The sequence below is a fragment of the Flavobacterium sp. YO12 genome (assembly GCF_004119495.1).
Taxonomy (GTDB): Bacteria; Bacteroidota; Bacteroidia; order Flavobacteriales; family Flavobacteriaceae; genus Flavobacterium.
In genome coordinates this window covers 14,502-40,828 of record NZ_NRQU01000039.1, presented here as the reverse complement: position 1 = coordinate 40,828, position 26,327 = coordinate 14,502, and the positions used below count along the sequence as shown (strand labels likewise).

15 protein-coding genes are annotated in these 26,327 nt (G+C 35.8%); 11 read left to right on the top strand and 4 right to left on the bottom strand.

Annotated elements, in window-relative coordinates; translation table 11 throughout:
• Positions 1–100 precede the first annotated feature (100 nt).
• The 7 genes from BOW55_RS13470 to BOW55_RS13440 all read left to right on the top strand — a co-directional run bounded on the left by BOW55_RS13470 (position 101) and on the right by BOW55_RS13440 (position 14,600).
• Positions 101–1,684, top strand: coding sequence for an aldehyde dehydrogenase (NADP(+)) (locus tag BOW55_RS13470; protein ID WP_129024541.1), 1,584 nt, complete (start codon positions 101–103; stop codon positions 1,682–1,684).
• Between the two features lie 3 nt (positions 1,685–1,687).
• Positions 1,688–2,698 carry a 4-hydroxyproline epimerase gene (locus BOW55_RS13465; RefSeq protein ID WP_129024540.1) on the top strand — a complete coding sequence of 337 codons (1,011 nt, stop codon included), beginning with the start codon at positions 1,688–1,690 and terminating at the stop codon, positions 2,696–2,698.
• Between the two features lie 77 nt (positions 2,699–2,775).
• Positions 2,776–4,011 (top strand): FAD-binding oxidoreductase, encoded by a 1,236-nt coding sequence (locus BOW55_RS13460; RefSeq protein WP_129024539.1) that lies wholly within the window; start codon positions 2,776–2,778, stop codon positions 4,009–4,011.
• 4 nt (positions 4,012–4,015) lie between these two features.
• Positions 4,016–5,311, top strand: a complete 1,296-nt coding sequence (locus BOW55_RS13455) for an aminopeptidase P family protein (RefSeq protein ID WP_129024538.1) — start codon at positions 4,016–4,018, stop codon at positions 5,309–5,311.
• A 496-nt stretch (positions 5,312–5,807) separates the two neighbouring features.
• Positions 5,808–9,002 carry a SusC/RagA family TonB-linked outer membrane protein gene (locus tag BOW55_RS13450; RefSeq protein WP_129024537.1) on the top strand — a complete coding sequence of 1,065 codons (3,195 nt, stop codon included), beginning with the start codon at positions 5,808–5,810 and terminating at the stop codon, positions 9,000–9,002.
• A gap of 11 nt (positions 9,003–9,013) precedes the next feature.
• Positions 9,014–10,471: a SusD/RagB family nutrient-binding outer membrane lipoprotein gene (locus tag BOW55_RS13445; protein WP_129024536.1), complete on the top strand. Its 1,458-nt coding sequence runs from the start codon at positions 9,014–9,016 to the stop codon at positions 10,469–10,471.
• A 280-nt stretch (positions 10,472–10,751) separates the two neighbouring features.
• Complete coding sequence (locus tag BOW55_RS13440) at positions 10,752–14,600, top strand: M43 family zinc metalloprotease (protein ID WP_129024535.1); 3,849 nt, start codon at positions 10,752–10,754, stop codon at positions 14,598–14,600.
• Between the two features lie 156 nt (positions 14,601–14,756).
• Here BOW55_RS13440 and BOW55_RS13435 read toward each other — a convergent pair whose 3' ends face one another.
• The 3 genes from BOW55_RS13435 to BOW55_RS13425 form a co-directional block, all read right to left on the bottom strand.
• Positions 14,757–15,968 carry a Xaa-Pro peptidase family protein gene (locus tag BOW55_RS13435; RefSeq protein WP_129024534.1) on the bottom strand — a complete coding sequence of 404 codons (1,212 nt, stop codon included), beginning with the start codon at positions 15,966–15,968 and terminating at the stop codon, positions 14,757–14,759.
• 237 nt (positions 15,969–16,205) lie between these two features.
• Positions 16,206–17,273: a proline racemase family protein gene (locus tag BOW55_RS13430; RefSeq protein WP_129024533.1), complete on the bottom strand. Its 1,068-nt coding sequence runs from the start codon at positions 17,271–17,273 to the stop codon at positions 16,206–16,208.
• Entirely contained in the window at positions 17,266–18,240 is a 975-nt protein-coding gene (locus tag BOW55_RS13425) for an ornithine cyclodeaminase family protein (RefSeq protein ID WP_129024532.1), read from the bottom strand. The genes BOW55_RS13430 and BOW55_RS13425 overlap by 8 nt, the downstream gene beginning before the upstream one ends.
• 154 nt (positions 18,241–18,394) lie before the next feature.
• Here BOW55_RS13425 and BOW55_RS13420 point away from each other — a divergent pair, with 154 nt between their 5' ends.
• On the top strand, positions 18,395–19,702 hold the full coding sequence (locus BOW55_RS13420; protein ID WP_129024531.1) for a S28 family serine protease: 1,308 nt from the start codon (positions 18,395–18,397) through the stop codon (positions 19,700–19,702).
• 216 nt (positions 19,703–19,918) lie between these two features.
• Here BOW55_RS13420 and BOW55_RS13415 read toward each other — a convergent pair whose 3' ends face one another.
• On the bottom strand, positions 19,919–20,389 hold the full coding sequence (locus BOW55_RS13415) for an Lrp/AsnC family transcriptional regulator (protein WP_129024530.1): 471 nt from the start codon (positions 20,387–20,389) through the stop codon (positions 19,919–19,921).
• Positions 20,390–20,577: 188 nt separating this feature from the next.
• Between BOW55_RS13415 and BOW55_RS13410 the strand changes: the two genes are divergently transcribed.
• From BOW55_RS13410 to BOW55_RS13400, 3 genes are all read left to right on the top strand, one after another.
• Positions 20,578–21,390, top strand: coding sequence for a DUF1338 domain-containing protein (locus tag BOW55_RS13410; RefSeq protein WP_129024529.1), 813 nt, complete (start codon positions 20,578–20,580; stop codon positions 21,388–21,390).
• A 93-nt stretch (positions 21,391–21,483) separates the two neighbouring features.
• A complete protein-coding gene (locus BOW55_RS13405) occupies positions 21,484–23,037 on the top strand; it encodes an aldehyde dehydrogenase family protein (protein WP_129024528.1) in 1,554 nt (517 codons plus the stop codon).
• 152 nt (positions 23,038–23,189) lie between these two features.
• Entirely contained in the window at positions 23,190–26,312 is a 3,123-nt protein-coding gene (locus BOW55_RS13400; RefSeq protein ID WP_129024527.1) for a TonB-dependent receptor, read from the top strand.
• The last annotated feature ends 15 nt before the right edge of the window (positions 26,313–26,327 follow it).

Here is a 26,327-nt window from a genome sequence, read left to right as displayed (position 1 = left end):
TTGTTTGTTTTTGAGCTGGTTATTATAGCAATAACCAGCACACAAAACACTGTAATTTTTAACAAATCTGGATTTAACTTTAATCTTAACATATAAAAAAATGATTACAGGAAAAAATTATGTTGGAAGTCAGCTTTTGGCGAGCGGAGCCAAAACATATAAAACCATAAACCCGCAGTGGAATATAGAAAATCCATGGACATTTACAGAAGCATCTCCTGAAGAAATTGAACAGGCGGTTGCTTTAGCGGATGATGCCTTTAAAATTTATAAAAATTATCCAGCGGCAAAAAAAGCAGCTTTTTTAAATTCAATTGCAGACGAAATCCTAGAATTGGGAGATGCTTTATTAGAAATATACTGCACCGAATCAGGTTTTTTAAAAGGCAGAGCAGAATCAGAAAGAGGACGTACTATTTTTCAATTACGCTCTTTTGCCAATATGCTTTTAGAAGGAAGCTGGCTTGAAGCTACTATTGACACAGCAATTCCTGATCGAGCACCGCTCGCGAAAGAAGATCTGCGCAAAATGCTGGTTCCGTTAGGTCCAGTTGTTGTTTTTGGATCTAGTAATTTCCCATTTGCATTTTCTACCGCAGGAGGCGATACTGCATCAGCTTTGGCTGCAGGATGTCCTGTAATTGTAAAAAGCCATTCTATGCATATTGCAACCGGCGAAATGGTTGCATCTGCAGTTATAAAAGCGGCAAAAAAACACCAAATGCCCGAAGGTGTTTTTTCTAATTTAATTGGCAGCGGTACAACACTTGGTACAAGTTTAGTAAAACATCCGCTTGTAAAAGCTGTTGGATTTACTGGAAGTATAAATGGAGGACGTGCTTTATTTAATCTGGCTTCACAACGCCCGGAACCAATACCTGTTTTTGCCGAAATGGGAAGCATAAATCCTGTCGTTATTTTGCCCGAAGCATTAGCAAAAAACAGCAAAAAATGGGCAGCCATTTATGCTGGTTCAATCACACTGGGAACGGGACAATTTTGTACCAATCCTGGATTGCTTTTAGGAATAAAAGGAAAAGAATTAGATCAGTTTACAAAAGAATTATCCGAAGAAATTGAAAAAATAGCACCTTCTTGTATGCTGCATCCGTCAATTAAAGCTGATTTTAATAACGGCAGAGAAAAAATCAGATCTCAAAACGGTGTTATAACGGTTGCCGAATACAAGGAAGAAACTGCACCTAATTATGCACAGCAGACTGTACTAAGTGTAGATGGTAAAACATTCTTAGAAAATACAATATTAAGCCATGAAGTTTTTGGTCCGTTTTCGATTATCGTTCAATGCGAAAATCTAGAAGAACTTACCACTATTATTAATAAATTAGACGGACAGCTGACTGGAACTATAATTGCCGAATCTGCCGAAATTTCAAATTATGACACTGTTATAAGCGCTTTACAAAACAGAGTTGGACGCTTAATTTTTAACGGAGTTCCTACTGGTGTTGAAGTATGCGCTTCAATGCTGCACGGAGGTCCTTACCCTGCATCGTCAGATTCTAGATTTACCGCTGTGGGAATTCATGCCGTAAAACGATGGGTACGCCCTTTCAGCTATCAAAATTGGCCGGATGAATTACTTCCGGAAGCACTTCAAAATAAAAACCCATTAAATATCAATAGAACTGTTAATGATGTAATAACAAACAAACCTATTTAATTTATGCCAAGAAAAACTTTTTTTTGTGTCGATGCACACACCTGTGGTAATCCAGTGAGAGTGGTTGCCGGCGGCGGTCCAAATTTAATTGGTGACAATATGAGCGAAAAACGCCAGCACTTTTTAAAAGAATACGACTGGATTCGCAAAGGACTAATGTTTGAACCCCGAGGTCATGATATGATGAGCGGCAGTATACTTTATCCGCCAAGTAATCCTGAAAATGATTTTGGTATTTTGTTTATCGAAACTTCCGGCTGTTTGCCTATGTGCGGTCACGGAACTATCGGAACAATAACCATTGCTGTTGAAGAAGGATTGGTTACTCCAAAAATTCCAGGAAAAATAAAAATGGAAGCGCCTGCTGGTTTAGTTCAAATTGAATATCAGCAAACAGGAAAAAAAGTAGATTGGGTACGTTTAACCAATGTAAAATCATATCTCGCTGCCGAAGGACTTACTATTGATTGTCCTGAACTTGGCGAAATAACTTTTGATGTTGCTTATGGCGGAAATTATTACGCTATTGTAGATCCGCAGACTAATTTTTCGGGAATACAAGATTTTACCGCGGCAAAAATTGTACAATACAGTCAGGAAGTTCGCAAACGCATCAACGAGAAATATCCTGATAGGTTCATTCACCCAGAAAACAGCACTATTAGAGATGTCAGCCATATGCTTTGGACAGGAGATCCGTTAGATTCTTCATCATCTGGACGAAATGCGGTTTTTTACGGAGACAAAGCAATCGATCGTTCGCCTTGCGGAACAGGAACCTCAGCCAGATTGGCGCAACTTCACGCGAAAGGCAAACTGAAAAAAGGCCAAGATTTTATTCACGAAAGTTTTATTGGCAGTAAATTTATAGGAAGAGTTGAAGAAGAAACTTCTATTGGAGATATTAAAGCCATTGTACCAAGCATTCAAGGATGGGCAAAAGTATATGGTTACAACAATATAATTATTGATGAAGAAGATGATCCTTACGCATTTGGATTTCAAGTAATCTAATAAATTAATATCAAAATAAATCATTGGTTTCAGCGAGAAGATACGCTTACCAATGATTTTTAAAATGCATAATTTTAATGAAAAAAGTAAGTATTATTGGCGGCGGAATAATAGGACTATGTTCTGCATACTATCTCGCTAAAGAAGGTTATGAAGTAGTTGTTTTTGACAAATCAGACATGACCGACGGCTGTTCGTATGGCAATGCCGGAATGATTGTTCCTTCTCACATTATTCCATTGGCACAGCCCGGAATGATTGCACAGGGCATAAAATGGATGTTTGACAGCCAAAGTCCTTTTTATGTAAAGCCGCGATTAAGTGCTGATCTTGCAAAATGGGGACTTCAATTTTATAAACATGCCAATAAACAACATGTCGAAAAAGCGATGCCGGCACTTTGCAATTTATCATTATTCAGCAAAGAATTGTATGAGGATTTCACTAAAGAAAATGATTCCTTTTTTTACGAGAAAAAAGGTCTTTTAATGCTTTATAAAACAGAAAGAACAGGCGAAGAAATAATTCATGAAGGAGAACTGGCTGCTTCTTTTGGATTAGAAGTCGATTTTTTATCAAAAGATGAAGTAACAAAACTTGAGAAAGGAACTCGAACAGACGTAATTGGCGGGGTGCATTATAAAAGTGACGCACATCTTTATCCGCAAAAATTCATGCGGTTTTTAAAAGGTGAATTAGACAAATTAAACGTAAAAATTTACAATAGAACTTTGGTCGAAGATTTCGTTATAAAAAACAATTCTGTTACAGAAATAATTACTGATATAGGACCATTTAAAACAGATGAAGTCGTTTTAGCAACAGGATCATGGAGCCAGGAAATTGCAAAAAAACTACATCGATCAATTTCAATTTTGCCTGGAAAAGGATATAGTTTTACTTTACAGGATACCAAACAAAAACCCTCAATTCCCGCCATTTTATGCGAAGGAAAAGTGGCTGTTACACCTATGAACAACGATATTCGTTTTGGCGGTACTATGGAAATAACGCATACAAATGACACTCAAATAAACAAAAACAGAGTGCAGGGAATTGTAAACAGCATTAACGACTTTTATCCCGATTTAAAAATCGAAATGCCAGAAGAAAAAGAAACTTGGTTTGGTTTTAGACCTTGTACACCGTCTGGAATGCCAATAATTACGCGAGACAAAAAAATAAAAAACTTAACTTTGGCAACAGGACACGCGATGATGGGATTAAGTTTAGCACCGGCAACAGGAAAACTGGTTTCGGAGATTATTTCGGAGAAAACCACATCGGTCAATACAGAAATGTTTCAATTATAATTTTATGAGATACGAATCCATATCACCTTCTTTATTCATCGAAAACAGAAAACGTTTTTCTGAAAAAATAAATCCAAGCACCATTACGGTTTTGGTTTCTAATGATGTAATGCCCAACAATGCAGATGATGTAATGGGATTTGCTCAAAATAACGATTTATTTTACCTGTCGGGAATTGATCAGGACGAAACTATTTTGGTTATTTGTCCGGATGCCTACAAAGAAGAAAATCGAACTATTTTATTTATAAAAGAAGTAAACGAGCACACCAAACTTTGGGATGGTGATTTTTTGACCAAAGAAGAAGCTTCAGCAATTTCGGGTATAAAAAACATAAAATGGGTTCATGAATTCGAAAAGACTTTACAGCTTTTTGCTTTTGAGGCCGATGCTTTTTATTTGGGTCATAATGAACACATCAAAAGAGTAACCGCCGAAATGACGACTCGTCAAGATCGAATGATTCAATGGTGTAAAGAAAAATATCCATTGCATCAATACTACAGAGCAGCAAAAATTACACGTGAATTACGCCCTATAAAATCTACGGAAGAAGTTGCTCTTATAGAAAAAGCTTCTGAAATCAGCGTGAAAAGTTTTGAACGTCTTTTAAAAGCAGTTAAACCAAACATTAAAGAGTTTGAATTAGAGGCTGAACTGATTTATGAAGTGATTAAAAATGGCGCTTCTCGTCATGCTTTCCGACCTATTATCGCTTCTGGAAAAAATGCCTGCGCTTTGCATTACAATACTAATGATGCCGTTTGCAAAGAAAATGATATGATCTTAGTCGATTTTGGTGTTTGTTATGCCAACTACAATTCAGATACAACAAGATGTGTTCCTGTAAATGGTGTTTTTTCACCTCGTCAGCGCGAAGTATATTCATCTGTTCTGCATTGTTTAAAAGAAGGTTCAAAACTACTAAAACCAGGCATACGTCATAGCGATTACGAAAAGCAAATGGCAGCTTTAATCGAACAGGAATTAATTAAATTAAAACTGATTACTCCTGAAGATATTGCCAACCAAAATCCTGATTATCCGGCTTACAAAAAATATTTTATGCACGGAACGGCTCATCATTTAGGTCTTGATGTTCACGATGTTGGATTGTATTCCCGCCCGTTAGAAAAAGGAATGGTATTGACCTGCGAACCCGGAATTTATATTAGAGAAGAAGGAATTGGCTGTCGATTAGAAAACGATTACCTGCTTACAGAAGATGGAAACATAAATCTTTCGGAAGCATTGCCTATTGAAATTGCAGATATCGAAAAATTGATGCAACACAAATAGTTTCTTTTAAGTCCCAGAGGGTAGTATCATTAAGTTAAGAAACAAAATCGCAAAGTTTTGTCATTTCGACGAAGAAGAAATCTTCATGAGAAGCTCGACAAAGATTGGATTCTCGTTGCGGAGTTACTTGCGAAGATTTCTTCTTCGTCGAAATGACAATATTATACTTAAAATTTAATCACATTGTCCCGTTGGGACTTTAAATTTATCATCATAAAAAAACAGTTACAAGAGCAATTTTGTAACTGTTTTTTTTTATTCTGAAAATGAAATTTTTATACTTTTTTAATGTCTCGGCTATTGTGACCAAATGTCTTCAAGTTTTAAAACATATAAAACAACAACATCTTTAAGCAAATAAATACTTACAACTGCAAAATAACAAAATAAACAATACGCAAAACACGATAATATAATCTGATTTTATGATAATATATTGGCATAAAAAAAACCATAAATGCAAAATATTTGCACCTACTAATCATAAAATCATAATATGAGAATTAACCTTTATTTTAGAAAGATTGCGATACTCTTTTTTGTATTTGCAACGCAGCTAATCTTTGCCCAGGAAAGAATAGTGACAGGAGTTGTTACCGATGATGCAGGACTGCCTTTACCAGGCGTAAGTGTATCCATCAAAGGAACCAAAACAGGAACACAAACAGACTTTGACGGCGCTTTTTCCATCAGCGCATCTGCAAACCAAGTTTTAACATTTAACTATATAGGACTGAAAGCTCAGGAAGTACCAGCATCTACAAACAAAATAAATATTAAAATGTCTGGAGGTTCAACGTCACTTCAAGAAGTTGTAGTAACCGCTTTAGGTGTTAAAAGAGAGAAAAAATCTCTTGGTTATGCTACTCAGGAAGTCAAAGGCGAAGATTTGACAAGAGTTAACAGCGGAAACGTTGCCAACTCTATTTCGGGAAAAGTGGCTGGTGTTGACATTAGAAGAAATAACAACATTGGCGGATCAACAAATGTTATTATTCGTGGATCGTCTTCTCTTACAGGAAACAACCAAGCTTTATGGGTTGTAGACGGAATTCCTTTAAATAACGACAACACAAATTCAATCGAACAAAAAATTGGCGGAAATACTGGTGGATACGATTATGGAAATGCGGCATCAGATATAAACCCTGACGATATTGAATCTATGAACGTTTTAAAAGGTGCTGCGGCTTCTGCTTTGTACGGTTCTAGAGCGGCAAATGGTGTTATCCTTGTTACATTAAAAAAAGGAAGCAAATCTAAAGGCGGACTAGGAATTACTTTTACAAGCGGAGTAAATGTTGGATCTGTAGACAAAAAAACATTACCAGAATACCAAAATCAATACGGAAGCGGATATGGTGATTTTTATGGAACTGTAGATTTAGGCAGCGGTACACACCCTTACGCAGCGACAGATGATGCGTCTTGGGGACCAAAATACGACCCAAATTTATTGGTTTACAACTGGAACTCTTTTTACCCAGAATTACCTACATATGGTATTGCAAAGCCTTGGGCACCTGTAAAAAAGAATCCAAACAGTTTTTACCAAAAGAGTCTTACGTATACGAACAACATCGCTGTTTCGGCATCAAATGAAAATGGAGATTTTAGATTTGGATATACAAACTATAACCAAACGCAAGGAATACTTCCAAACAGCAGTAACAAAAAAGACAACTTTAATTTTTCATCAAGCTACAAACTTAGTTCAAAAACAAAAATTTCTGCTTCGGCAAATTACTTGAAAGCATACGCTAAAGGAATGAACGAAACAGGTTACGGAGATGGTGGAAATAACTACTTGAGCAGTGTAAGACAATGGTACAATATGAGTGCTGATTTTCAGGATTTAGAAGATGCTTACAATTTAACTAAAAGAAACACAACATGGAGTGTTGGCGGACCAACGGACTTAAGCGTTCAGTTTCATGACAACCCATACTTTCAGCGTTACAACAATTACAACTCTTTAAACAGAGATCGTTTCTTTGGTAATTTTGCATTAAGTACAGATGTAGCAAGCTGGTTAAACATTGTAGGTAAAGGATCTGTTGATTACTACACTCAATTGCAAGAAGAACGTATTGCTGTAGGTTCTAAAAGAACAGCCAATATGTTAGGACAGTATTCTAGATATGACAAAACATTTCGTGAGATCAATTTAGATTTAATCTTAAACTTTAAAACTGATATTACCGAAACAATCAAATTTTATGGATTATTAGGAGGTAATACAAGACGCTCAGTAAATAGTAATACTTATGCCAGAACCAATGGAGGTTTAATTGTTCCTGGTAAATACATGTTAAGCAACACGATTGCTCCTATTAACTATCCTGACGAGTTTTACGAAACAATAGGTACAAACAGTGTTTATGCAAATGCCACTTTCAATTTTAATGAAACCTTTTTTGTTGAAGGTTCATATAGAGTAGATCAATCTTCGACACTTCCTAAGAAAAACAATACTTATACTTATCCATCTATTACTGGAACTTACATTTTCAGCAAACATCTTAATGCAGACTGGTTATCTTTTGGAAAACTTCGCTTAAACTATGCAGAAACTGGTAACGACGCTGAGTTTGCTGTTATTCAATCAACGTTTGCAAAAAACAGCAATTTTGGTCCTGATGGAATTCGTTTTTCAAATGAAAACAACAAAAGCAATTCTAACTTAAAAAGTGAGCTTACAAAAGGTGTTGAGGCCGGTGTTGAGCTTAAATTCTTAAAAAACAGAATTGGTTTAGATTTTTCATACTACAAAACCAACACTACAAACCAAATTTTATCTATTGAAGTTCCTGTACAAACAGGTTACAGCAGACAATGGATTAATGGCGGGAATGTTGAAAACAAAGGTTATGAACTTTCGTTGAATGTGATTCCGTTTCAAACCAAAGACTTTTCATGGGAAGCCAGAATCAACTGGGCATCTAACAAAAACAAAGTTATTGATCTAAATGGTGCTGAAAGACTTTCGATAAGTTCATTTCAAGGTGTAGGATACATCGCTGAGGTTGGAAAACCAATTGGTCAGTTCATCGGAAGAGGATTTAAATATCTAGATGGCGAAAGAGTTGTAAAAGCAAATGGTTTATATGAAGTAGTAGCCGGAGCAACAATTGGTGACGTAAATCCTGACTGGACAGGCGGTATCAACAACGTTTTCCGTTACAAAGATTTCGCATTCAACTTCTTGATAGACATGAAAAAAGGCGGAAGCGTATGGTCTCTAGATCAACAATATGGTCATACTACAGGTATTTACCAAAGCACAGTTGGAAACAATCACTTAGGAAACCCTGTAAGAAATTCAATTGCTGATGGAGGTGGAATTATTCTTCCGGGTGTAAAAGCAGATGGAACACCAAATACAACAGTTGTTCCTGCTGATTACAATACTTACAACTCGATGCCTCAAGAAGCTTATGTTTACGACGCTTCTTATGTAAAATTACGTGAAGTAGGTTTAAGCTATAAATTCCCTTCAAAATACCTGACACACACTTTTATCAACAGTCTTGTTTTTGCAGTAAATGGAAGCAATTTATGGATTATCCACAAAAATCTTCCTTATGCTGATCCAGAAGCTGGAACATCATCTGGAAATATGCAAGGTTTTCAAACTGGAGTATTACCAACAACAAAAGAGTACAACTTTAACATCAAAGTTCAATTCTAAAAACAAACAAAATGAAAAAAATAACAACCATACTCCTTGCCGGAATATTGCTAAGTTCTGCTGTTTCTTGCGAAGACATCGACAGATTAAACGAGAATACAAAAGCATATACCTCAGCCCTACCAGGAAGTTTAATGACAAGTTCTCAAGTAAATTATTCTTATTTCTTGACTAATGCTTCTGTTAATGATAATAACTTTAGAGGTTATGCACAGCATTGGACTACATCGACTTATACAGACGAAGTAAATTACAATCAAGCTAAGAGAAACTTAGGCAACTCTCATTCTGTAATACTTTACAGAGATGTTTTGCAGGATTTCGTAATTGCAAAAAAGAAAATAACAGAAGAGCAGGCTTTAGGTCCTGTTGAAGCAGCAGTTAAAAAAAATAGAATTGCTATTTTGGAAGTTCAAATTATAATGGCTTACCAAACACTAGTAGATCTTTTTGGAAACATTGTATATTCAGAAGCTTTAGATATAGAAAAATATCCAAATCCAAAATACGACGATGCAAAAACAGTTTATTTAGATTTAGCAGCACGTTTAGATGCTGCGATTGCAGATATGGATAGCAGTTATGACAGTTTCGGATCAGCTGATCTTATTTACAAAGGAAAAGTGTCACAATGGAAAAAACTAGCCAATAGCGTTAAACTAAAACTAGGAATGCACTTAGCCGATGTTGACGCTGCCAAAGCTAAAGCAATGGTAGAATCTGCGTACAGCTCAGGCGTAATTGGGAATAATGCTGAAAATGCTTTATTTCAATATTACAAAACCATAATAGATCAAAACCCATTATACAACAGTTTGGTAAACGAAAGCCAAATCATGCCGACAGAATTTTTTGTAAATGAATTAAACGGAAAATCTGACCCTAGAAGAGATATCTTTTTTAATCCTGCTTCAAAAATTGCAGGAGCTTACAAAGGCGCGCCTTATGCACAACAAGTTAGTTACAAAAACTTTTCGAATGTAGGTGTAAGAATAAAAGAAAGATCAAATCCAGGGGTAATCTTCGATTATACTGAAACTTGTTTTTTACTTGCAGACGCTGCCAGCAGAGGTTTTAGTGTAGGTGCTACAGCTGCAGAATATTATGAAAAAGGAATTCGTTCAAGTATGGATTACTGGGGAGTTTCAAATGCTGACACTAATACTTACCTAGCTAGAACAGATGTTGCTTATGCAACTGCCTTTGGAACTGATAAACAAAAAATAGCGTATCAGCTTTGGATTGCGTACTACAACCGTGGTTTTGAAGCTTGGACAGAATACAGAAGATTAGACTTCCCTATTTTAGTTGCACCAATAACAGCAGTTACTGAAGCTGAAGGAAAAGTACCCGTAAGAAACATTTATTCTTTATTTGACGCTACTTTAAATACAGCAAACTACAATGCAGCCGCAACAGCAATTGGCGGTGATAAAATGACAACAAAATTATTCTGGGATAAGTTTTAATTTGAATTAGTAAGCAATTTAATATCTCATTGAATTGAAGCAGGCGCCTTAAAAACGCCTGCTTTTTCTTTGGAATAAACTGAAATATTAGATTTTCTGCAGAAATCTAAAAACAAGACAAAAACAAAACAATGACACATCTAATTAACTGAATAAAAACACATAACATAATTTTAAAGTTAATTTTAAGATAATTTCATATCATAACCGAATAAAATAGTATAAGTATCTCATTTCATATAAAAATACCTTTGGTTCAACTAAACAAATACCTACATTTATGAAAACAAAATTATTTTTATTCGCATCGTTACTTATGATGCTCAAAATGAACGCTCAAGGTCTTCCCTGTCGGACGAGCGAGGAGAACGAAAAAATCTACAAATCAAATCCTCATGCACTAAAAGAAAAACAAGACTTTGATACTTTTAGTAAAAACTTTAGTGCAGCCAGAAAATCAAAAACTGGTAAAATGGCCGAAACCTCATACGTCATTCCAGTTGTCTTTCACATTTACGGCGATGTTCAAAGCGGAAAAACAGTTACCTATCAAAAAATAGTAAACCATTTACAACATCTTAATGATGATTTTAACGGCCGTAATACCGACTATCAAACGGTTGATCCTTTTTTTCAAGCCAGAAGAGGTACTTTAAAAATCGAATTTAAACTTGCCAAAATCGATCCAAACGGCGGCTGTACTTCGGGAGTTGTATTTCATCCTGCTAAAAACGGTTTTGGTAACGGCGGTGGTTACGACGATCAAATTGCAGCCGATGCTTGGGACAATACAAAATACATGAACGTTTACATTCAAAACGATTTATACGCAGATGGCGCTTTAAACAATTCGGGGGTTGCGTGGTATCCTGACTCTGGAATGACTGCCAGTAATACCGCAAGGGTTGTTTTTAATGGAGCTTATCTTTATGACAACTCCTACAGCACAGAATTTTCGGCTACGCTTACTCATGAATTCGGGCATTTCTTGAACCTAATTCACACTTTTGAAGGAGGTTGTACAGGTACTGATGAGGTAGACGATACTCCTCTTGAAGACGGAAAACATACTCTAGCTTGCACTCAAGGCACAAACTGCAACGGAGACCGAGTTAACAATGAAAACTACATGGGGTATAATGGAGCACAAGGTTGTTACAAAATGTACACTCAAGGACAAATTGACCGAATGGTTGCAGCTTTAGAACATCCGGCAAGAAAATCACTTTGGCAGGCAAGCAACCTTATTGCTACTGGAGTAAACGCTACTGGAGGTTTATTAACTGTAAACACGAGTTCGTTTAAAGAAGCTGTCTCTAATAATGGTGCTTTTGATACAGCATCAGTCGTAACACTTTCTGGAAAAACATTTGCACTTTCTTCTGGAACAATGACTTCTGGAACTCACTTTTCTCACACTTTTCCAGCAGGAATTACACCTGTAATCACTGTTAATTCAAACTCACAATTAACGGTAACTTTAACTGGAAACGCTGTAAATCATCAAACTGCCAATAATACAAAAGGCGCTATCACATTTTTACCTGCCGCTTTCACAGGCGGAACTGCAGATTTAACTTGTACCAGCTTAAACTACGACTTTAAGTTTGTAGATCCTTATGGTATTTTCTTTGTCGATATGCCAGACGCAACAGCATCTGCAGCTCAAACTTGGAAAGCATTTAAAATAAACAAAGGCGATGATCCCGCTTTTGGTTCCTGGAGATATACTGCCAACGCTTTAAAAATTGAAACTTACGCCAAAAAATTAGTGTGCGAAGCTGGAACAAGAAACATTACACTGCTTCCTGCTAATTCTCCTATAAGCGCTTCAAGTAATTTTACAGCTCCAGGTGCTTATCCAAATCAGTTAGATTTACGCACAGCAACATATACTAATTGGGACGGAAAAACTGGATATGTTGGTTTCGATTATCTTATTGATGGTTTAACTTGTTATGGCTGGTTTAAAGTTACTGTTGATGCAAATGGTGACGGTTTCAGCATTACTGAATATGCTTATAATACACAGCCAGGAGCTGCAATTTATACTGGAATGACTCCAAAAACAGCGGTAGTTCTTTCTACTGATACTTTGTATGAAGCAGATGCTAATGATGGAGCTATTACCACAAATGCAGTAATTTCATTGTCTACAAATAATGGAACTTTTACAAAAAGCACTGGCACTTTTACCGCAAATACAGACTACACTATTACTGGCGTTCCAGCAGGTTTAACAGCAGTTTTAACCTTGCAGAGCAACTCAAAAACGGCTCTTACTTTTACAGGAAAAGCAAGTTCACATTTACCAGCCAATGATGCTGCAGTAATTGTAACCTTTAAAGATGCTGCCATTACAGGCGGAATAGCAACGCTTGACAATGCTGCAAAAACCATAAATCTAAAATTCGAATCTCCTTACGGAATCTATTATGTAAACAATCCAGATTACGTTGCTTCACCAGCATCGGTTTGGCAATATTTTGATTTAGGAATCGGCGACAATACAGAGTATGGCGCGTGGCAATATGCGGCTAATGCTTTAAAAATTGAAACGTATGGCAAACGACTGGTTACTGAAACTGGAACACGAAACATTACTAAAATCGCTGCAGGAACATCAATAGGCGCAACAAGCAACTTTACGGCTCCAGGTGCATATCCGAATCAATTGGATTTACGTACAGCAGCTTACACTGCTTGGGACAATCAAACGGCTTATGTAGGTTTTGAATACAGCAGAAGAGGCAGAACTTGCTACGGATGGTTTAAGGTAAAAGTAACAGCAAACGGAGATGGTTATACAATTTCAGAGTTTGCTTATAACACACAGCCAAATCAAGCTATTATTGCAGGAGCAACAGGCGGAATAACTGTTGCTGCTCCAACAAATTTAGTTGCAACAGCAAATTCAACCAATCTTCAAGCTGTTTTAACATGGGCAGATAATGCCACTAACGAAACAGGATATACTGTAGAAAGAGCTTCAGCAGATGGTATTTACAGCAGCATTGCAACCTTAGGCGCCAATGTGGTTACGTATACTAATACTGGATTAACAGCTGGAAATACTTATACGTACAGAGTTAAAGCCATTGCTAATGCTGTTTCTTCAGATTATTCAAATGTCGCAACTGCTGTTATCGAAGCTGCATCGGCTTATTGTACAGCGCAAGGAAGCAATTCATATGAATATATCAAAGATGTTACGATTGGAAGTTTTACAACTACATCTGGTGCAGATGCTTCTGGTTACGGAAATTATACTTCTAAAAACATAACATTAACGCCTAATACTAGCGCTGCAGTAAGCCTAACTCCAGGCTTTTCAGGTTCTAACTATTCAGAATCTTGGGGAATTTGGATTGATTACAACAAAAACAACATTTTTGAACCTTCTGAAAAAGTAATTAACGGACTTTCGTCAACAGGTACAGTTACTGGTAATTTTACAGTTGCAGATGGAACTGGAACAACAAGAATGCGTATTGTAATGAAATACAACGGAAATCCTGCAACGCCATGCGATAATATTGGCGACGGTGAAGTTGAAGATTACACGGTAACTTTTGGAGCTTCAAACCCTAATCCGGTTACTTTAAATACACCGACAAATATTGGAAATTCAGGCGTTTATTCATCAGGATTCTATGCTTCTTGGACTGAAGTTGCGAATGCTACAAGCTATGAAGTACAATTGTACAAAGCTTCAACTGGATGGGCAACTACAGGAACTTCAACTACTTATTATTTATGGATTCCGAAACAAGGAACTGAAACGGCTTACCGATTTAGAGTAAGAGCAGCAAATACATCTGGAACGAGCGCTTGGAGTAATTATCTGGACATCAATCTGCCGCTTTCTGGAGCTGAAGGCAATGATATTTTAACAGGTAAAAAATCATTCTCAATGTTCCCGAACCCAGCAACTGATGTTGTAAATTTCAATTTTGAAAACGTAAATGTTGCAACTGCTGTAATTACGATTTACAATAATGTTGGTGCCATAATTGACACCGTTCGCAACACATCAAGCTATACCTTAAAGAATGTACCAACTGGTATTTATCATGTAGTACTTACTGATGGTAATTTCACTCAGAGAAAAAAACTAATCGTTAAGTAATCCTAAAAAATAATTACAATAAAATTCTAAAAAACAAAACCGCTGAGAGAGATTCTTTCAGCGGTTTTTCATTTTATACCATTAATCATAAAGACTTCATGCAAAACAATATAATTTAAACACTAATTTTTACGAATTAATTTGTGTTTGTTGTACTTAATACCCAAATGGATTTTCAACACTTTCCATTGGCGTTGTAAACCATTTTGGCCCGTTTTCTGTCATGTAAAAATGGTCTTCGTGACGAATTCCGAATTTTCCTGGAATACAAATCATTGGTTCGTTACTAACCACCATTCCTTCAAGAAGCTCAATTTTACTGCCTCTTACTAAATATGGATATTCATGAATATCTAAACCTGTTCCGTGCCCAACTCTATGCGGCAATCCCGGTAAGTTATAATCTGGACCTAAACCTGCTTCTACCAATGTTTTTCTAGCTGCATCATCAACAGATCCGCATGACGCTCCTATTTGAGCCGCTTCAAAAGCCGCATGCTGCGCTGCTCTTTCTAAATTCCAAATCGTTTTATATTCTTCAGACGGAGTTCCGTATGAATACGATCTGGTAATATCCGAGATATACCCTTCTAATTTACAACCCGTATCTATAATTACCGCCCCATTTTCTTTTAAATCCTGAGGTACAGAAACACCATGCGGATATTGTGTATCATCAGCAAATAAAACAATACAAAAATAAGAACCAGAAACAGCACCTGCTTTTATGTGCGCTTCATTTATAAATTTAGTAACCTCAGCAGCCGTAATTCCAGGTCTTAAAATTTTTGCAGCTGCACGTTGTACAACCATTGTAATATCTTTTGCTCTTTGAATAATTGCAATTTCGTTAGCCGATTTTTGCATACGACAAGCTGATGTAATAGAAAGTGCATTGACAATAGCATAAGACTGATTTGTTTTTACCACACCATCAACCAAAAAATAAGGAGCCGACTCGTCTATTGCAATATTTCCGTTTAGGATATTTTTACCTTTCAATAATTCTCCCATCAAAGCATAAGGAGATTCGTGCTCTTCCCAACAATTAATTTTTCCGTTTAATTGCATGTATTTTTTAAAAGTACCTTCTTCAAACTTTGGAACAATATAATCCAGTGTTCCATCATCGTACAATAAAGCGCCCACCATTCTTTCTGACGGATTCCATTTCGTTCCCGTAAAATAATAAAGGTTTGTTCCTGCATTAACGTACAGCACTTTTACGTTGCTGTCTTTCATAATCGTAACTGCTTTTTTTAAACGCGCCGAATATTCTTCTAGCTGAATTGGCTTTACATCCAATGTCATATTTTCGATTTTCTCTAACTCCGTAGCAGCAGTTGAGCCTCCTATACCAATTGTCATTTTATATATTTTTTAAAAATTGATTAATTAAATTATCTAAACCCGTTGGGCGCGATTACTTTCAACACATAGAAACATAGCTTTTTTGTCGCGTAAAAAGGCGTTTCACTTTACATGAATGCACATAGAGACTCTATGTGTAAATGATGTGTCATTTATTTTAATCTTTTATCCAATAAAATAAACCTATGTTTCTATGTGTTAAATAATTTTAAGCAATTATGCTAAACTTTTTAATTATCTAAGTATAAAGCCATTTTTCATAGGATCTTTTGGATCTATTAAAAATGTGTTTACTCCGGTTACAAAAGCTGTTCCTTCTACTTGCGGAATTACCGCTTTAAAAGGGCCAAATTTCTCTTCTCTAACAAGAGATCCTGTAAAAGTACTTCCTGTTATGCTTTCTATTGTAATAAATTCATTCAAATTTATGGCATTTCTAGCATTTTCAATCGCAATTCTTCCAGAAACACCGGAACCAGTTGGAGAACGATCAACTTCTCCATCGGCAAAAACACAAACGTTTCGACTGTGATTAGAAATATGCTGTGGTTCATCAATAAAAATAGTGCCGTATAAAAAACTCAAATCCTCCTCAAACGGATGCTGAATTTCTTTATCCTGATCCATTACCGCATGTTTTATATCGACGCCATTTTGAATAATCGTACGGTAATTTTCTTCGGTTAAACCAAAATTCAAATGCGTATTTTTCCTCAAATCAACATAAGCATAAAAAGCGCCGCCATAAGCCAAATCATAAACAACATTGCCAACGCCCTGAACATTTACAACACGATCTAAACCTACAACAAAACTAGGTACGCAATGAAACCTCACTCCTGTTACTTCTCCATTTAAAATGTTTACAAACGAAAAAATTCGACCACACGGAGCATCAATTTTCAATTCATTCTCACCTTCTTTTATTGAAATCCAATTCATTTTTGCTGCCAAAGTGCTTATCGCAATAACCGCATGACCGCACATACTGCTGTATCCTTCATTATGCATGAAAAGAATACCAAAATCGGCATCATCATCATTTGGCGGAAGCAAAATACAACCGTACATATCAGCATGACCGCGAGGTTCAAACATCAATGCTGTTCTTAAATAATCGTAGTTTTCTTTTATATCTCTTCGGTATTCTAAAACAGTATTTCCTTTTAATTTTGGAAAACCAGAAACAATCACACGCAACGGCTCACCGCCTGTATGCATATCAATTGTTTTTATCTGCAGTACATCTGCCTCTGCTTTATAATCAATATTATTACAAATATTTTGGTAGGTTTTAGACATTTTTTTGTGTTTTTAAATTATACTCTTCATAAAAATATCCAGCTGCAACAAGATCTTCTAAGGCGTGTCCAACGGATTTAAAATAGGTAATTTCAGTATCAGATGTTCTGCCCGCTTTTGTATTGCCGCACAGTTCAAACAAATCTGCTTTGATTGTTTCTTTGGTGATAATTCCACTTGTCAACGGAATCAAAATATCGCCGCTTTCCTTAAGTCCGCCTTGATAAGTATCCAAAAATATACTCGATTTTAAAACAGCTTCATCGTCTGCTTCACGCATATCTTTTTTATATGCGCCAACCAAATCTAAATGCTGTCCTGCTTTCAGCCATTTTCCAAAAACAAGCGGAACAGGCGATAAAGTTGCTGCCGAAATAATATCTACTTGAGAAATAACTTCTTCAACAGTTGAAACTGGTTTACAGATAAGCGAAGAATTTTTAACTGCATCGCAAACCAATTGTGCTTTTTCTATAGTTCTTCCCCAAACATAGACCTCTTTTATAGGTCTTACGCTTGCATGCGCCTGAATCAAATTTATGGCTAATGCTCCTGTTCCAATCATCAGCATAGAAGAAGACTCTTTTCGAGAAAGATAACTGCTTGCCAATGCAGATGTCGCTGCGGTTCGTTTTCCTGTTAATGATTTTGCATCAAGAATTGCTTTTATGTTTCCTTTATGTCCATCGAGATAAATATAAGTTCCTTGTATTGAAGGCAAATCATATTTACCATTATTAGGACTTACGGTAACTATTTTTACTCCTAAATCTTTACCTGCTTGAAACGCCGGCATTAGCAATAATGTCGAATCTTTCTCTTCTGCGGGATTAGGATAATCATGATGATGACGCATAGGAACTTGGATTGCCGAAGTCGAAAACCCAGCTCGAAGTCTTTCTATAAGTTCTTTAAAATTACATTTTTCTTCAATGAAATGATCTGAAATAAGTTGTATAGGTTCCATGTATTTTGTTGAAATTTTACTAAAAATAGAAGATTATTTTATGATAATACTATTTCACTTAAAATCAGATAACATACACCAACTTAAGGTTAATATAGTACAAATTGATTAGGCTTTATGAGCCTATTTTTATAAAAAACAATTTTAAAAAATAATGAAAAAGTTAAAACACATTTTAGTAGTACTGACTGTTTCCTTGACATTCTGTACTAGTTTTGCTCAAACTGAAACCACAGCTCAAACGAGCTTAGAAGGCAAATTGAAGGAATTATTTCCGGATGCTGCTATTACAAAAACTAAAAATCTTGACGGTTTTAGCGAGTCGTATCAATTAGTTCTTAACGAACCTTTAGACTACAATAATCCGAAAAAAGGAACTTTTAAACATTATGTTTATTTATCGCATTTAGATTTTAAAAGTCCAATGGTGATTGAAACTGAAGGTTATGCAGCACGCTATAAAAAAACGGAGCTGAGTTCTTTACTGCATACGAATCAGGTAATTGTTGAATATCGTTTTTACGGAAACTCGAGACCAAACCCAATTCAATGGGAATATTTAACCAATGATCAAGCGATCGAAGATTATCATTCGATTGTAACAAAATTGAAACAATTGTATACAGGAAAATGGATTTCGACTGGAATTAGTAAAGGCGGAGAAACGACCTTAATTTACAAATCGAAATATCCTAATGATATTGATGTTGCGGTTCCGTATGTGGCTCCTTTAATAAACACACAGGAAGATCCTAGAATCGAACAGCATCTGGCAACTGTAGGAACTGCAGAATGCCGTAAAAAAATAGTTGATTTTCAGCGTACTTTATTACAAAACAGAACAGCACTTCTTAAAGAAATAAAAGCGTATGCTGAACAAGAAAAAATGACTTTTACTGAGGTTTCTTTTGATGAAGCTTTAGAATATGGCGTTCTTGAATTTCCTTTTTCGTTCTGGCAATGGGGAGGAAAATGTGAAGATATTCCCAACAACACAGCATCATCAAAAACGCTGTTTGATTATATGAACAAAATTGTTGGAATTGGTTATTACAACGACAAAAACTATTATGATTTATTACCGTCGTATTACCAGCACATGAGCGAACTAGGGTATTACGGATTTGATTTTACACCGGTTAAAGATTTATTGACGACTGTAAAAAGCACTTCAAACAATCGTTTTGCTCCAAAAGATGTTCGAATAACCTACAATCCAAAATACATTAAAAAAGTGAGGGATTATGTAGAAACGAAAGGTTCAAAAATACTTTACATTTATGGAGGCTATGACACTTGGGAATCTTGTTCTCCAACTCCTAATTCAAATCTTGATGCTTTAAAAATGGTTTTAGCCGGCGGCAGTCATGCCACTAGAATAAAAAACTTTTCAGAGCAGGATCAAGACAAAATAATGAATACACTGACAAGATGGTTAACAGAACAACCAAACTTAAACTAAAAAATGTGGCTGAAGAAAACTTTCTTCAGCCACATTATATAGACATGACTATTACAAATCAATTTTGAACACAAATTGCACCAATTTACACCAATTTTAATAGTTTAATCTTGTTTGTGAAATTAATTTCACAAACAAGTTAGTGACAATTAGTGCAATCTGTGTTGCTTTTTTATTGTCTCTACAAAACAACTCTAGTGAGCGTTTTTTAATTTATTATACGGGCACATTTTTTTCAAAAGCTGAACCAAATGAGAAGAAAGAATCTGTGCTTCCTACGCCTTCAATTTGATGAATTTGCTCGTATAAAATTTTACGAAGTTCTTCATTATTATAGGACACAATTTTTATAAATAAAGCATATTTTCCAGAAACCCAATGGCATTCGATTACTTCAGGAATTTCTTTCAATTTTTCAGCAATTGAGTAAGAAAAACGCGCTTCTTTAGTAACAATCCCTGTATAGGTAACCGTTTCATAACCAAGTTCTTTGGCATTCAGTTTTACCGAAAATCCGGTAATAATTCCAGACTCCTGCAATTTTCTGACCCTTAAATGTACGAGCGAGTTTGATATGTTTAATTCTTTAGCTAAATCAGAAAATGGCACTCTTCCGTTTTCACTAAGTTTTTTGATGATTTCTTTATCTAAATAGTCAGTATTTTCATTGTTTTTTGTACTTGCCATGGCTCATTTTTTTGGATTGATTATACTATTTTGACAATTCTAAAGCTGATTCCAGCATTTAAAGTGTCAAAATTACAAAAAAACAATCACGAAATGTCTAATTATTAATAATCACGTACACACATTGTTATAATAACACCATTTTATATAGATTTGTGTCATAATCACACATTTTTAACAGAACCAAAATGAATAAAGATCAACTACTTACAAAACTATGGGAGCAGTATGCTGCTATCACTCCATCAGCAAAAAAAATTCATGAATTATTAGAAGAAAAAGGTGAAGTAATAAAAAATGACCATATCGCAATTCGAACTTTTAATGATAAACGTATTAATATAGAGGTATTAGAAAAACCTTTCTTAAATGTTGGTTACGAAGCAAAAGGAGAATACAATTTTGAAACTAAAAAATTATTTGCCAAGCATTATGAACACGCTACAGATAAAGACGCCCCAAGAATTTTTATTTCTGAATTGGAATTAGAAAAATGTTCTGCTGAATTGCAGGAAACTGTAAAAGACATTTTGAACAGCTGTGATGATGATACCTTCAAAAATCCTGAACTAGTTTTAAGCGGTTCTGTTTGGAAGGCAAATTCACAGAAAATCTATAAATCATTATTAAGTGAATCTGAATATGCAGCTTGGATGTACGTTTACGGTTTTAGAGCCAATCACTTTACTATAAATACCAATGCTTTAAAAGATTTTGAAACATTAGAGGAGCTGAACACTTTCTTAGAAAACAACGGCTGGAAATTGAATGAGTCTGGCGGAAAAATTAAAGGTACTCCAGAACAATTATTAGAGCAATCGAGCACATTGGCAGATTTGTATACAATTGATTTTGAAGAAGGAGCTCTGGAAATTCCATCTTGCTATTATGAATTTGCACTTCGTTACCCAATGTCTAACGGAGAATTGTATCAAGGATTTGTTGCTTCATCTGCCGATAAAATATTTGAAAGCACAGATGTTAAACTGCAAAAATCTTAAGATTCAGATTGATTCACAGCAATCTACCCTATCAAAAAATCAACTTCTTATAATCCCCAATAAGAGTTGAATAACATATCAAAAAAGGTCAAAATGACAACAACAGAATTACAATTTGGAATAAAAGAAGCTTTAGACCAATTAGGCATAAAGGAAATTAACGAAGGAACGTCAACAGGATTAAATAACTTTTCGAACGGAGAAATACTAGAAAGTTTTTCTCCTGTTGACGGACAATTAATTGCTAAAGTTAAAACTTCGACAGCAGCAGATTACGAGAAAGTAATGGAGGCAGCTACAACCGCTTTCAAAACATTTCGAGTAATGCCGGCACCTCAACGTGGTGAAATTGTACGTCAGTTTGGCGAAAAGCTGCGTAAAAATAAAGAAGTTTTAGGTAAACTGGTTTCTTATGAAATGGGAAAATCATTGCAGGAAGGTTATGGCGAAGTGCAGGAAATGATCGATATCTGCGATTTTGCAGTAGGACTTTCGCGTCAGCTTCATGGCTTGACTATGCATTCTGAGCGTCCTGGACATAGAATGTACGAGCAATACCATTCTTTGGGTGTCGTTGGAATTATTTCGGCATTTAATTTCCCTGTAGCGGTTTGGGCTTGGAACACAGCACTGGCTTGGATTTGTGGTGATGTTTGCGTTTGGAAACCCTCTGAAAAAACACCTCTTTGCGGAATTGCTTGTCAAAACATTATTGCCGAGGTTATCAAAGAAAACAATCTTCCTGAAGGGATTTCATGTTTGATCAACGGCAATTATAAAATTGGTGAAATACTAACAAATGATAGCCGTATTCCGTTAATTTCCGCAACAGGTTCTACTCGCATGGGTAAAATAGTCGCACAGACTGTTGCAGGACGTTTAGGGAAATCGTTATTAGAATTGGGCGGAAACAATGCTATTATTGTAACTCCGGATGCTGATATTAAAATGACAGTTATTGGTGCTGTTTTTGGCGCTGTAGGAACTGCAGGTCAAAGATGTACATCTACACGTCGATTAATTATTCACGAAAGTATTTATGATAAAGTAAAAGATGCAATCGTTTCGGCTTATAAACAATTACGTATTGGAAATCCTTTGGACGAAAAGAATCATGTTGGGCCATTAATCGACAAACAAGCTGTCGAAATGTACAACTATGCTCTTGAAAAAGTAGTTGCCGAAGGAGGTAAAATTCTAGTGGATGGCGGCGTACTTTCTGGCGAAGGATACGAAAGCGGCTGTTATGTAAAACCTGCAATTGCTGAGGCAGATAATTCATTCGAAATCGTACAGCACGAAACTTTTGCTCCTGTATTGTATTTACTTAAATACTCAGGAACCGTTGAGAATGCAATCGCTGTTCAAAATGGTGTTGCGCAAGGATTATCATCGGCAATTATGACCAATAATTTAAGAGAAGCTGAACTATTTTTATCAGTTACAGGTTCTGATTGTGGTATTGCAAATGTAAATATAGGAACTTCCGGCGCTGAAATTGGCGGCGCTTTTGGAGGAGAAAAAGAAACCGGAGGAGGAAGAGAATCTGGGTCTGACGCTTGGAAAGTATACATGCGAAGACAAACCAATACAATCAATTATACTACTAGTTTACCATTGGCGCAAGGAATAAAATTTGATCTGTAAGCAAAAACTAAAAAAAACAGATTAAAAATTCATCGCATTTTATACATCAGGTTTGAAACCGAAGCCAAAAAATAAACTGCTTTTATAACAATTAAAAAAAACTAAAAAAAAGAAAAACTATCGGATTTTAATTAACCAAAAACTATCACCAAATGAAAAAACTATTAATTAGGAAGCTGAATTTTATTCCTTTACTATTATGTTTATGGCTACCAACTCTCCATTATGGTCAAGCACAAAAAAGCATAACCGGAAAAGTAACTGATGATAAAAACAATACGTTACCAGGCGTAAGCATTTCTATAAAAGATTCAAACTACAATGCTTCAACAGATTTTGATGGTAATTATACATTGACATTCCCATCAAATTTGACAAATCCTACGATCATTTATTCGTTCTTAGGATTTACTCAAAAAATGGAAACTGCAGACAACCGGACTACGATTAATGTAACAATGATGGAAGAAACCAATAAACTTAATGAGGTTATTGTAATTGGTTACGGTTCTCAGAAAAAAGGGAATGTTACGGGAGCCATTTCATCTGTTAAAAAAGAAAGTATTGAAGCAAGAGCTGCAACAAATCCTGCCGAAGCACTGCAAGGTTTAGTAGCGGGTGTGAATGTGCAAAAAAGCGGTGGCCTTGCCGGAGCTGATGTAAGGGTAAAAATACGTGGAGTAAACACCTTTGGAGCAACTGAACCGCTTTATATTATTGACGGATTTCAAGGTGATATTAAAACCATAAACCCAACAAACATCGAATCGATGGAGGTTCTTAAAGATGGAGCTGCTGCTGCTATTTACGGATCTGTTGCAGCAAATGGGGTAATTATCGTTACCACTAAAAATGGTCAAAAAGAAGGCATAAAAGTAGATTTTAGTTCGTTTTTAAGTTTAACAAATGTTGCCAACACTTTAGACTTATTAGATGCTGATGGTTATCGTACTGTACATAAAAGAATGTATGATGAGTATAACAAATATGCTACATCGCCAAAACCGCTTCCTGCTTATATTACTGCTCCATCTGATGTTAATACAGACTGGCAGGACGAAGTTTTCCGTTCTGGACTTACGCAAAATTATGGTTTAGGAGTTCAAGGAAGACAAGGCGATATTAAATTTGCTTTGTATGGTAACTACGTAAAACAAAAAGGAGTTGTAATTGATAATGATTTTGGTCAGCAAACAGCAAGTGCAAGAGTAAGTTTTAAGAAATCTATTTTTGATGTAGATGGAAAAATGGCTTATATAGCAACACAAAATGCACTGCCTAATTTTCAATTAAAAGAGGTATATACAATGGCTCCTTTAGTTCCTGTTTACGATTCAAATGAACAATATGGTTATGGATTAACAGGTAAAAATGGACTTCCAGCAGGAACAAATCCAGTAGCTGAAGAACATTTTAGAAAAAGTAATGATAACGGACAGGATTTAACAGCAAATATTGCTATTACAGCAAACATTACTTCATGGCTCAAATATAAAATTGCCTATTCTTACCACATGAAAAACAACCAGCAAATGGCTCATTTTCCACCATTTATTGCTAATCCAAAAGAAGTGCATCTTTATCCGATGCAAACAGAATTGAGATCACATTGGGATGAGCAGATCTTAGATAATATCATCACTGTTGATAAAACTTTTGGAAAACATACTTTTGGTTTAATGCTTGGTAACACCATTAATGGTCAATCATCAAACTGGAATCAAGTAAGTGTTGAAGGAAAAACAACAGACTATTCTGTAGAAAACGGAGAATTAGTATCAATCGATCGTCCGTCTGGATTTTTAGATCCAAATTTTGAAACTATCGGTGCAGGTAAAGGAGGAACTTACTCTGCCGACGGTTCAAAATTTCAATACAACCGTGTTTCATTTTTCAGCCGTTTAAACTACTCTTTCAACGATCGTTACTTACTTCAAATGACAGTTAGAAAAGATGGTTCATCTAAATTTGGAGAAGACAGCCGTTGGGGAACTTTCCCATCGATTGCTTTAGGATGGAAAATAGATCAAGAAAACTTCTTCCCAAAAGATTTTTTCATCTCAAATTTAAAATTGCGTGCAAGCTGGGGACAATTGGGTAACGAAGCTGCTTTAGGATATTACTCTGCCAATACTTTAATCAAAACTGGAAACACTTTAGGTAACGGTTATGTGCAAGGCGTTGGAAACAACCCTTGGCCTGGAAGTATTGCAACTGCATTAGAAAACAGAAACTTGCAATGGGAAACAACTGATTCTAAAAACGTTGGTATCGATTTTACGCTTAAAAATGGAAAAATCAGTGGTTCGATGAACTACTACCGCAATGTTACCGATAATTTACTGATTACAAAAAGATTAGCACCATCTGCTGGTATCGACGACCCGATCCTTAACGTTGGTAAAATCAGCAACAGCGGTTTTGAACTTGAGGTAAACTATCGTGATCAAGTTAATGAGTTTAAATACAACGTAGGTTTCAACCTTACTACACTTAAAAATAAAGTAGAGTCTTTGGCAAACGAAGGTCAAACTATTTATGGTGAAGGATTGAAATTTGGAGAAGAACATTTCCCAACACAAGCACGTGTAGGAAGTCCAATCAGTGGTTTTTACTTATACAAAACTGATGGTATTTTCCAAACTGTTGACGAAGTAAATGCCCACAGCAAAAATGGTGTTTTATTACAACCAAATGCACAGCCTGGAGATATTCGTTTTAAAGATTTAAATGGCGATGGTTCTATAGATGAAAATGACAAAGCTTACGCTGGAACAGGATTGCCAAAATTAGAAGCAAATCTAAGTTTAGGAGCGAGTTACAAAGGTTTTGACTTCTCTGCATTAATTGGAAGCGGATGGGGTAACAAACTGTATAACGGAAATAGATATTTTTACGAATCTATGAGTGCAGGAACCAATATGCTGGCTACAACTCTAAATTCTTGGACACCAGAAAACCGCAGCAACATGCCGCGTGCCGTATTGCAAGATCCTAACGGAAACAGCCGCGAATCTGATCGTTTTCTTGAAAGCGGAAACTTCGTGAGAATGCGTCAAATACAATTAGGATATACAATCCCAAGTAAAATGTTAGGTAAAGCTAAAATAGACAAACTTAGATTTTATGTAAGTGTTGAGAACCTATTTACAATCACTGATTACTCAGGTATTGATCCAGAATTTTCTCGTGCATCTGTTCTTAATACAGGTGTTGATCGTTTTGTTTATCCATTTACAAGATCATTTGTATCAGGTGTTCAATATATATTTTAATTCTATTTAAAAAAG

What these genes read in the sequence shown, in the direction of transcription:
- BOW55_RS13470 (WP_129024541.1), top strand. Translation starts at nt 101, where the DNA reads ATGATTACAGGAAAAAATTATGTTGGAAGTCAGCTTTTGGCGAGCGGA.
- BOW55_RS13465 (WP_129024540.1), top strand. Translation starts at nt 1,688, where the DNA reads ATGCCAAGAAAAACTTTTTTTTGTGTCGATGCACACACCTGTGGTAAT.
- BOW55_RS13460 (WP_129024539.1), top strand. Translation starts at nt 2,776, where the DNA reads ATGAAAAAAGTAAGTATTATTGGCGGCGGAATAATAGGACTATGTTCT.
- BOW55_RS13455 (WP_129024538.1), top strand. Translation starts at nt 4,016, where the DNA reads ATGAGATACGAATCCATATCACCTTCTTTATTCATCGAAAACAGAAAA.
- BOW55_RS13450 (WP_129024537.1), top strand. Translation starts at nt 5,808, where the DNA reads ATGAGAATTAACCTTTATTTTAGAAAGATTGCGATACTCTTTTTTGTA.
- BOW55_RS13445 (WP_129024536.1), top strand. Translation starts at nt 9,014, where the DNA reads ATGAAAAAAATAACAACCATACTCCTTGCCGGAATATTGCTAAGTTCT.
- BOW55_RS13440 (WP_129024535.1), top strand. Translation starts at nt 10,752, where the DNA reads ATGAAAACAAAATTATTTTTATTCGCATCGTTACTTATGATGCTCAAA.
- BOW55_RS13435 (WP_129024534.1), bottom strand. Translation starts at nt 15,968, where the DNA reads ATGACAATTGGTATAGGAGGCTCAACTGCTGCTACGGAGTTAGAGAAA.
- BOW55_RS13430 (WP_129024533.1), bottom strand. Translation starts at nt 17,273, where the DNA reads ATGTCTAAAACCTACCAAAATATTTGTAATAATATTGATTATAAAGCA.
- BOW55_RS13425 (WP_129024532.1), bottom strand. Translation starts at nt 18,240, where the DNA reads ATGGAACCTATACAACTTATTTCAGATCATTTCATTGAAGAAAAATGT.
- BOW55_RS13420 (WP_129024531.1), top strand. Translation starts at nt 18,395, where the DNA reads ATGAAAAAGTTAAAACACATTTTAGTAGTACTGACTGTTTCCTTGACA.
- BOW55_RS13415 (WP_129024530.1), bottom strand. Translation starts at nt 20,389, where the DNA reads ATGGCAAGTACAAAAAACAATGAAAATACTGACTATTTAGATAAAGAA.
- BOW55_RS13410 (WP_129024529.1), top strand. Translation starts at nt 20,578, where the DNA reads ATGAATAAAGATCAACTACTTACAAAACTATGGGAGCAGTATGCTGCT.
- BOW55_RS13405 (WP_129024528.1), top strand. Translation starts at nt 21,484, where the DNA reads ATGACAACAACAGAATTACAATTTGGAATAAAAGAAGCTTTAGACCAA.
- BOW55_RS13400 (WP_129024527.1), top strand. Translation starts at nt 23,190, where the DNA reads ATGAAAAAACTATTAATTAGGAAGCTGAATTTTATTCCTTTACTATTA.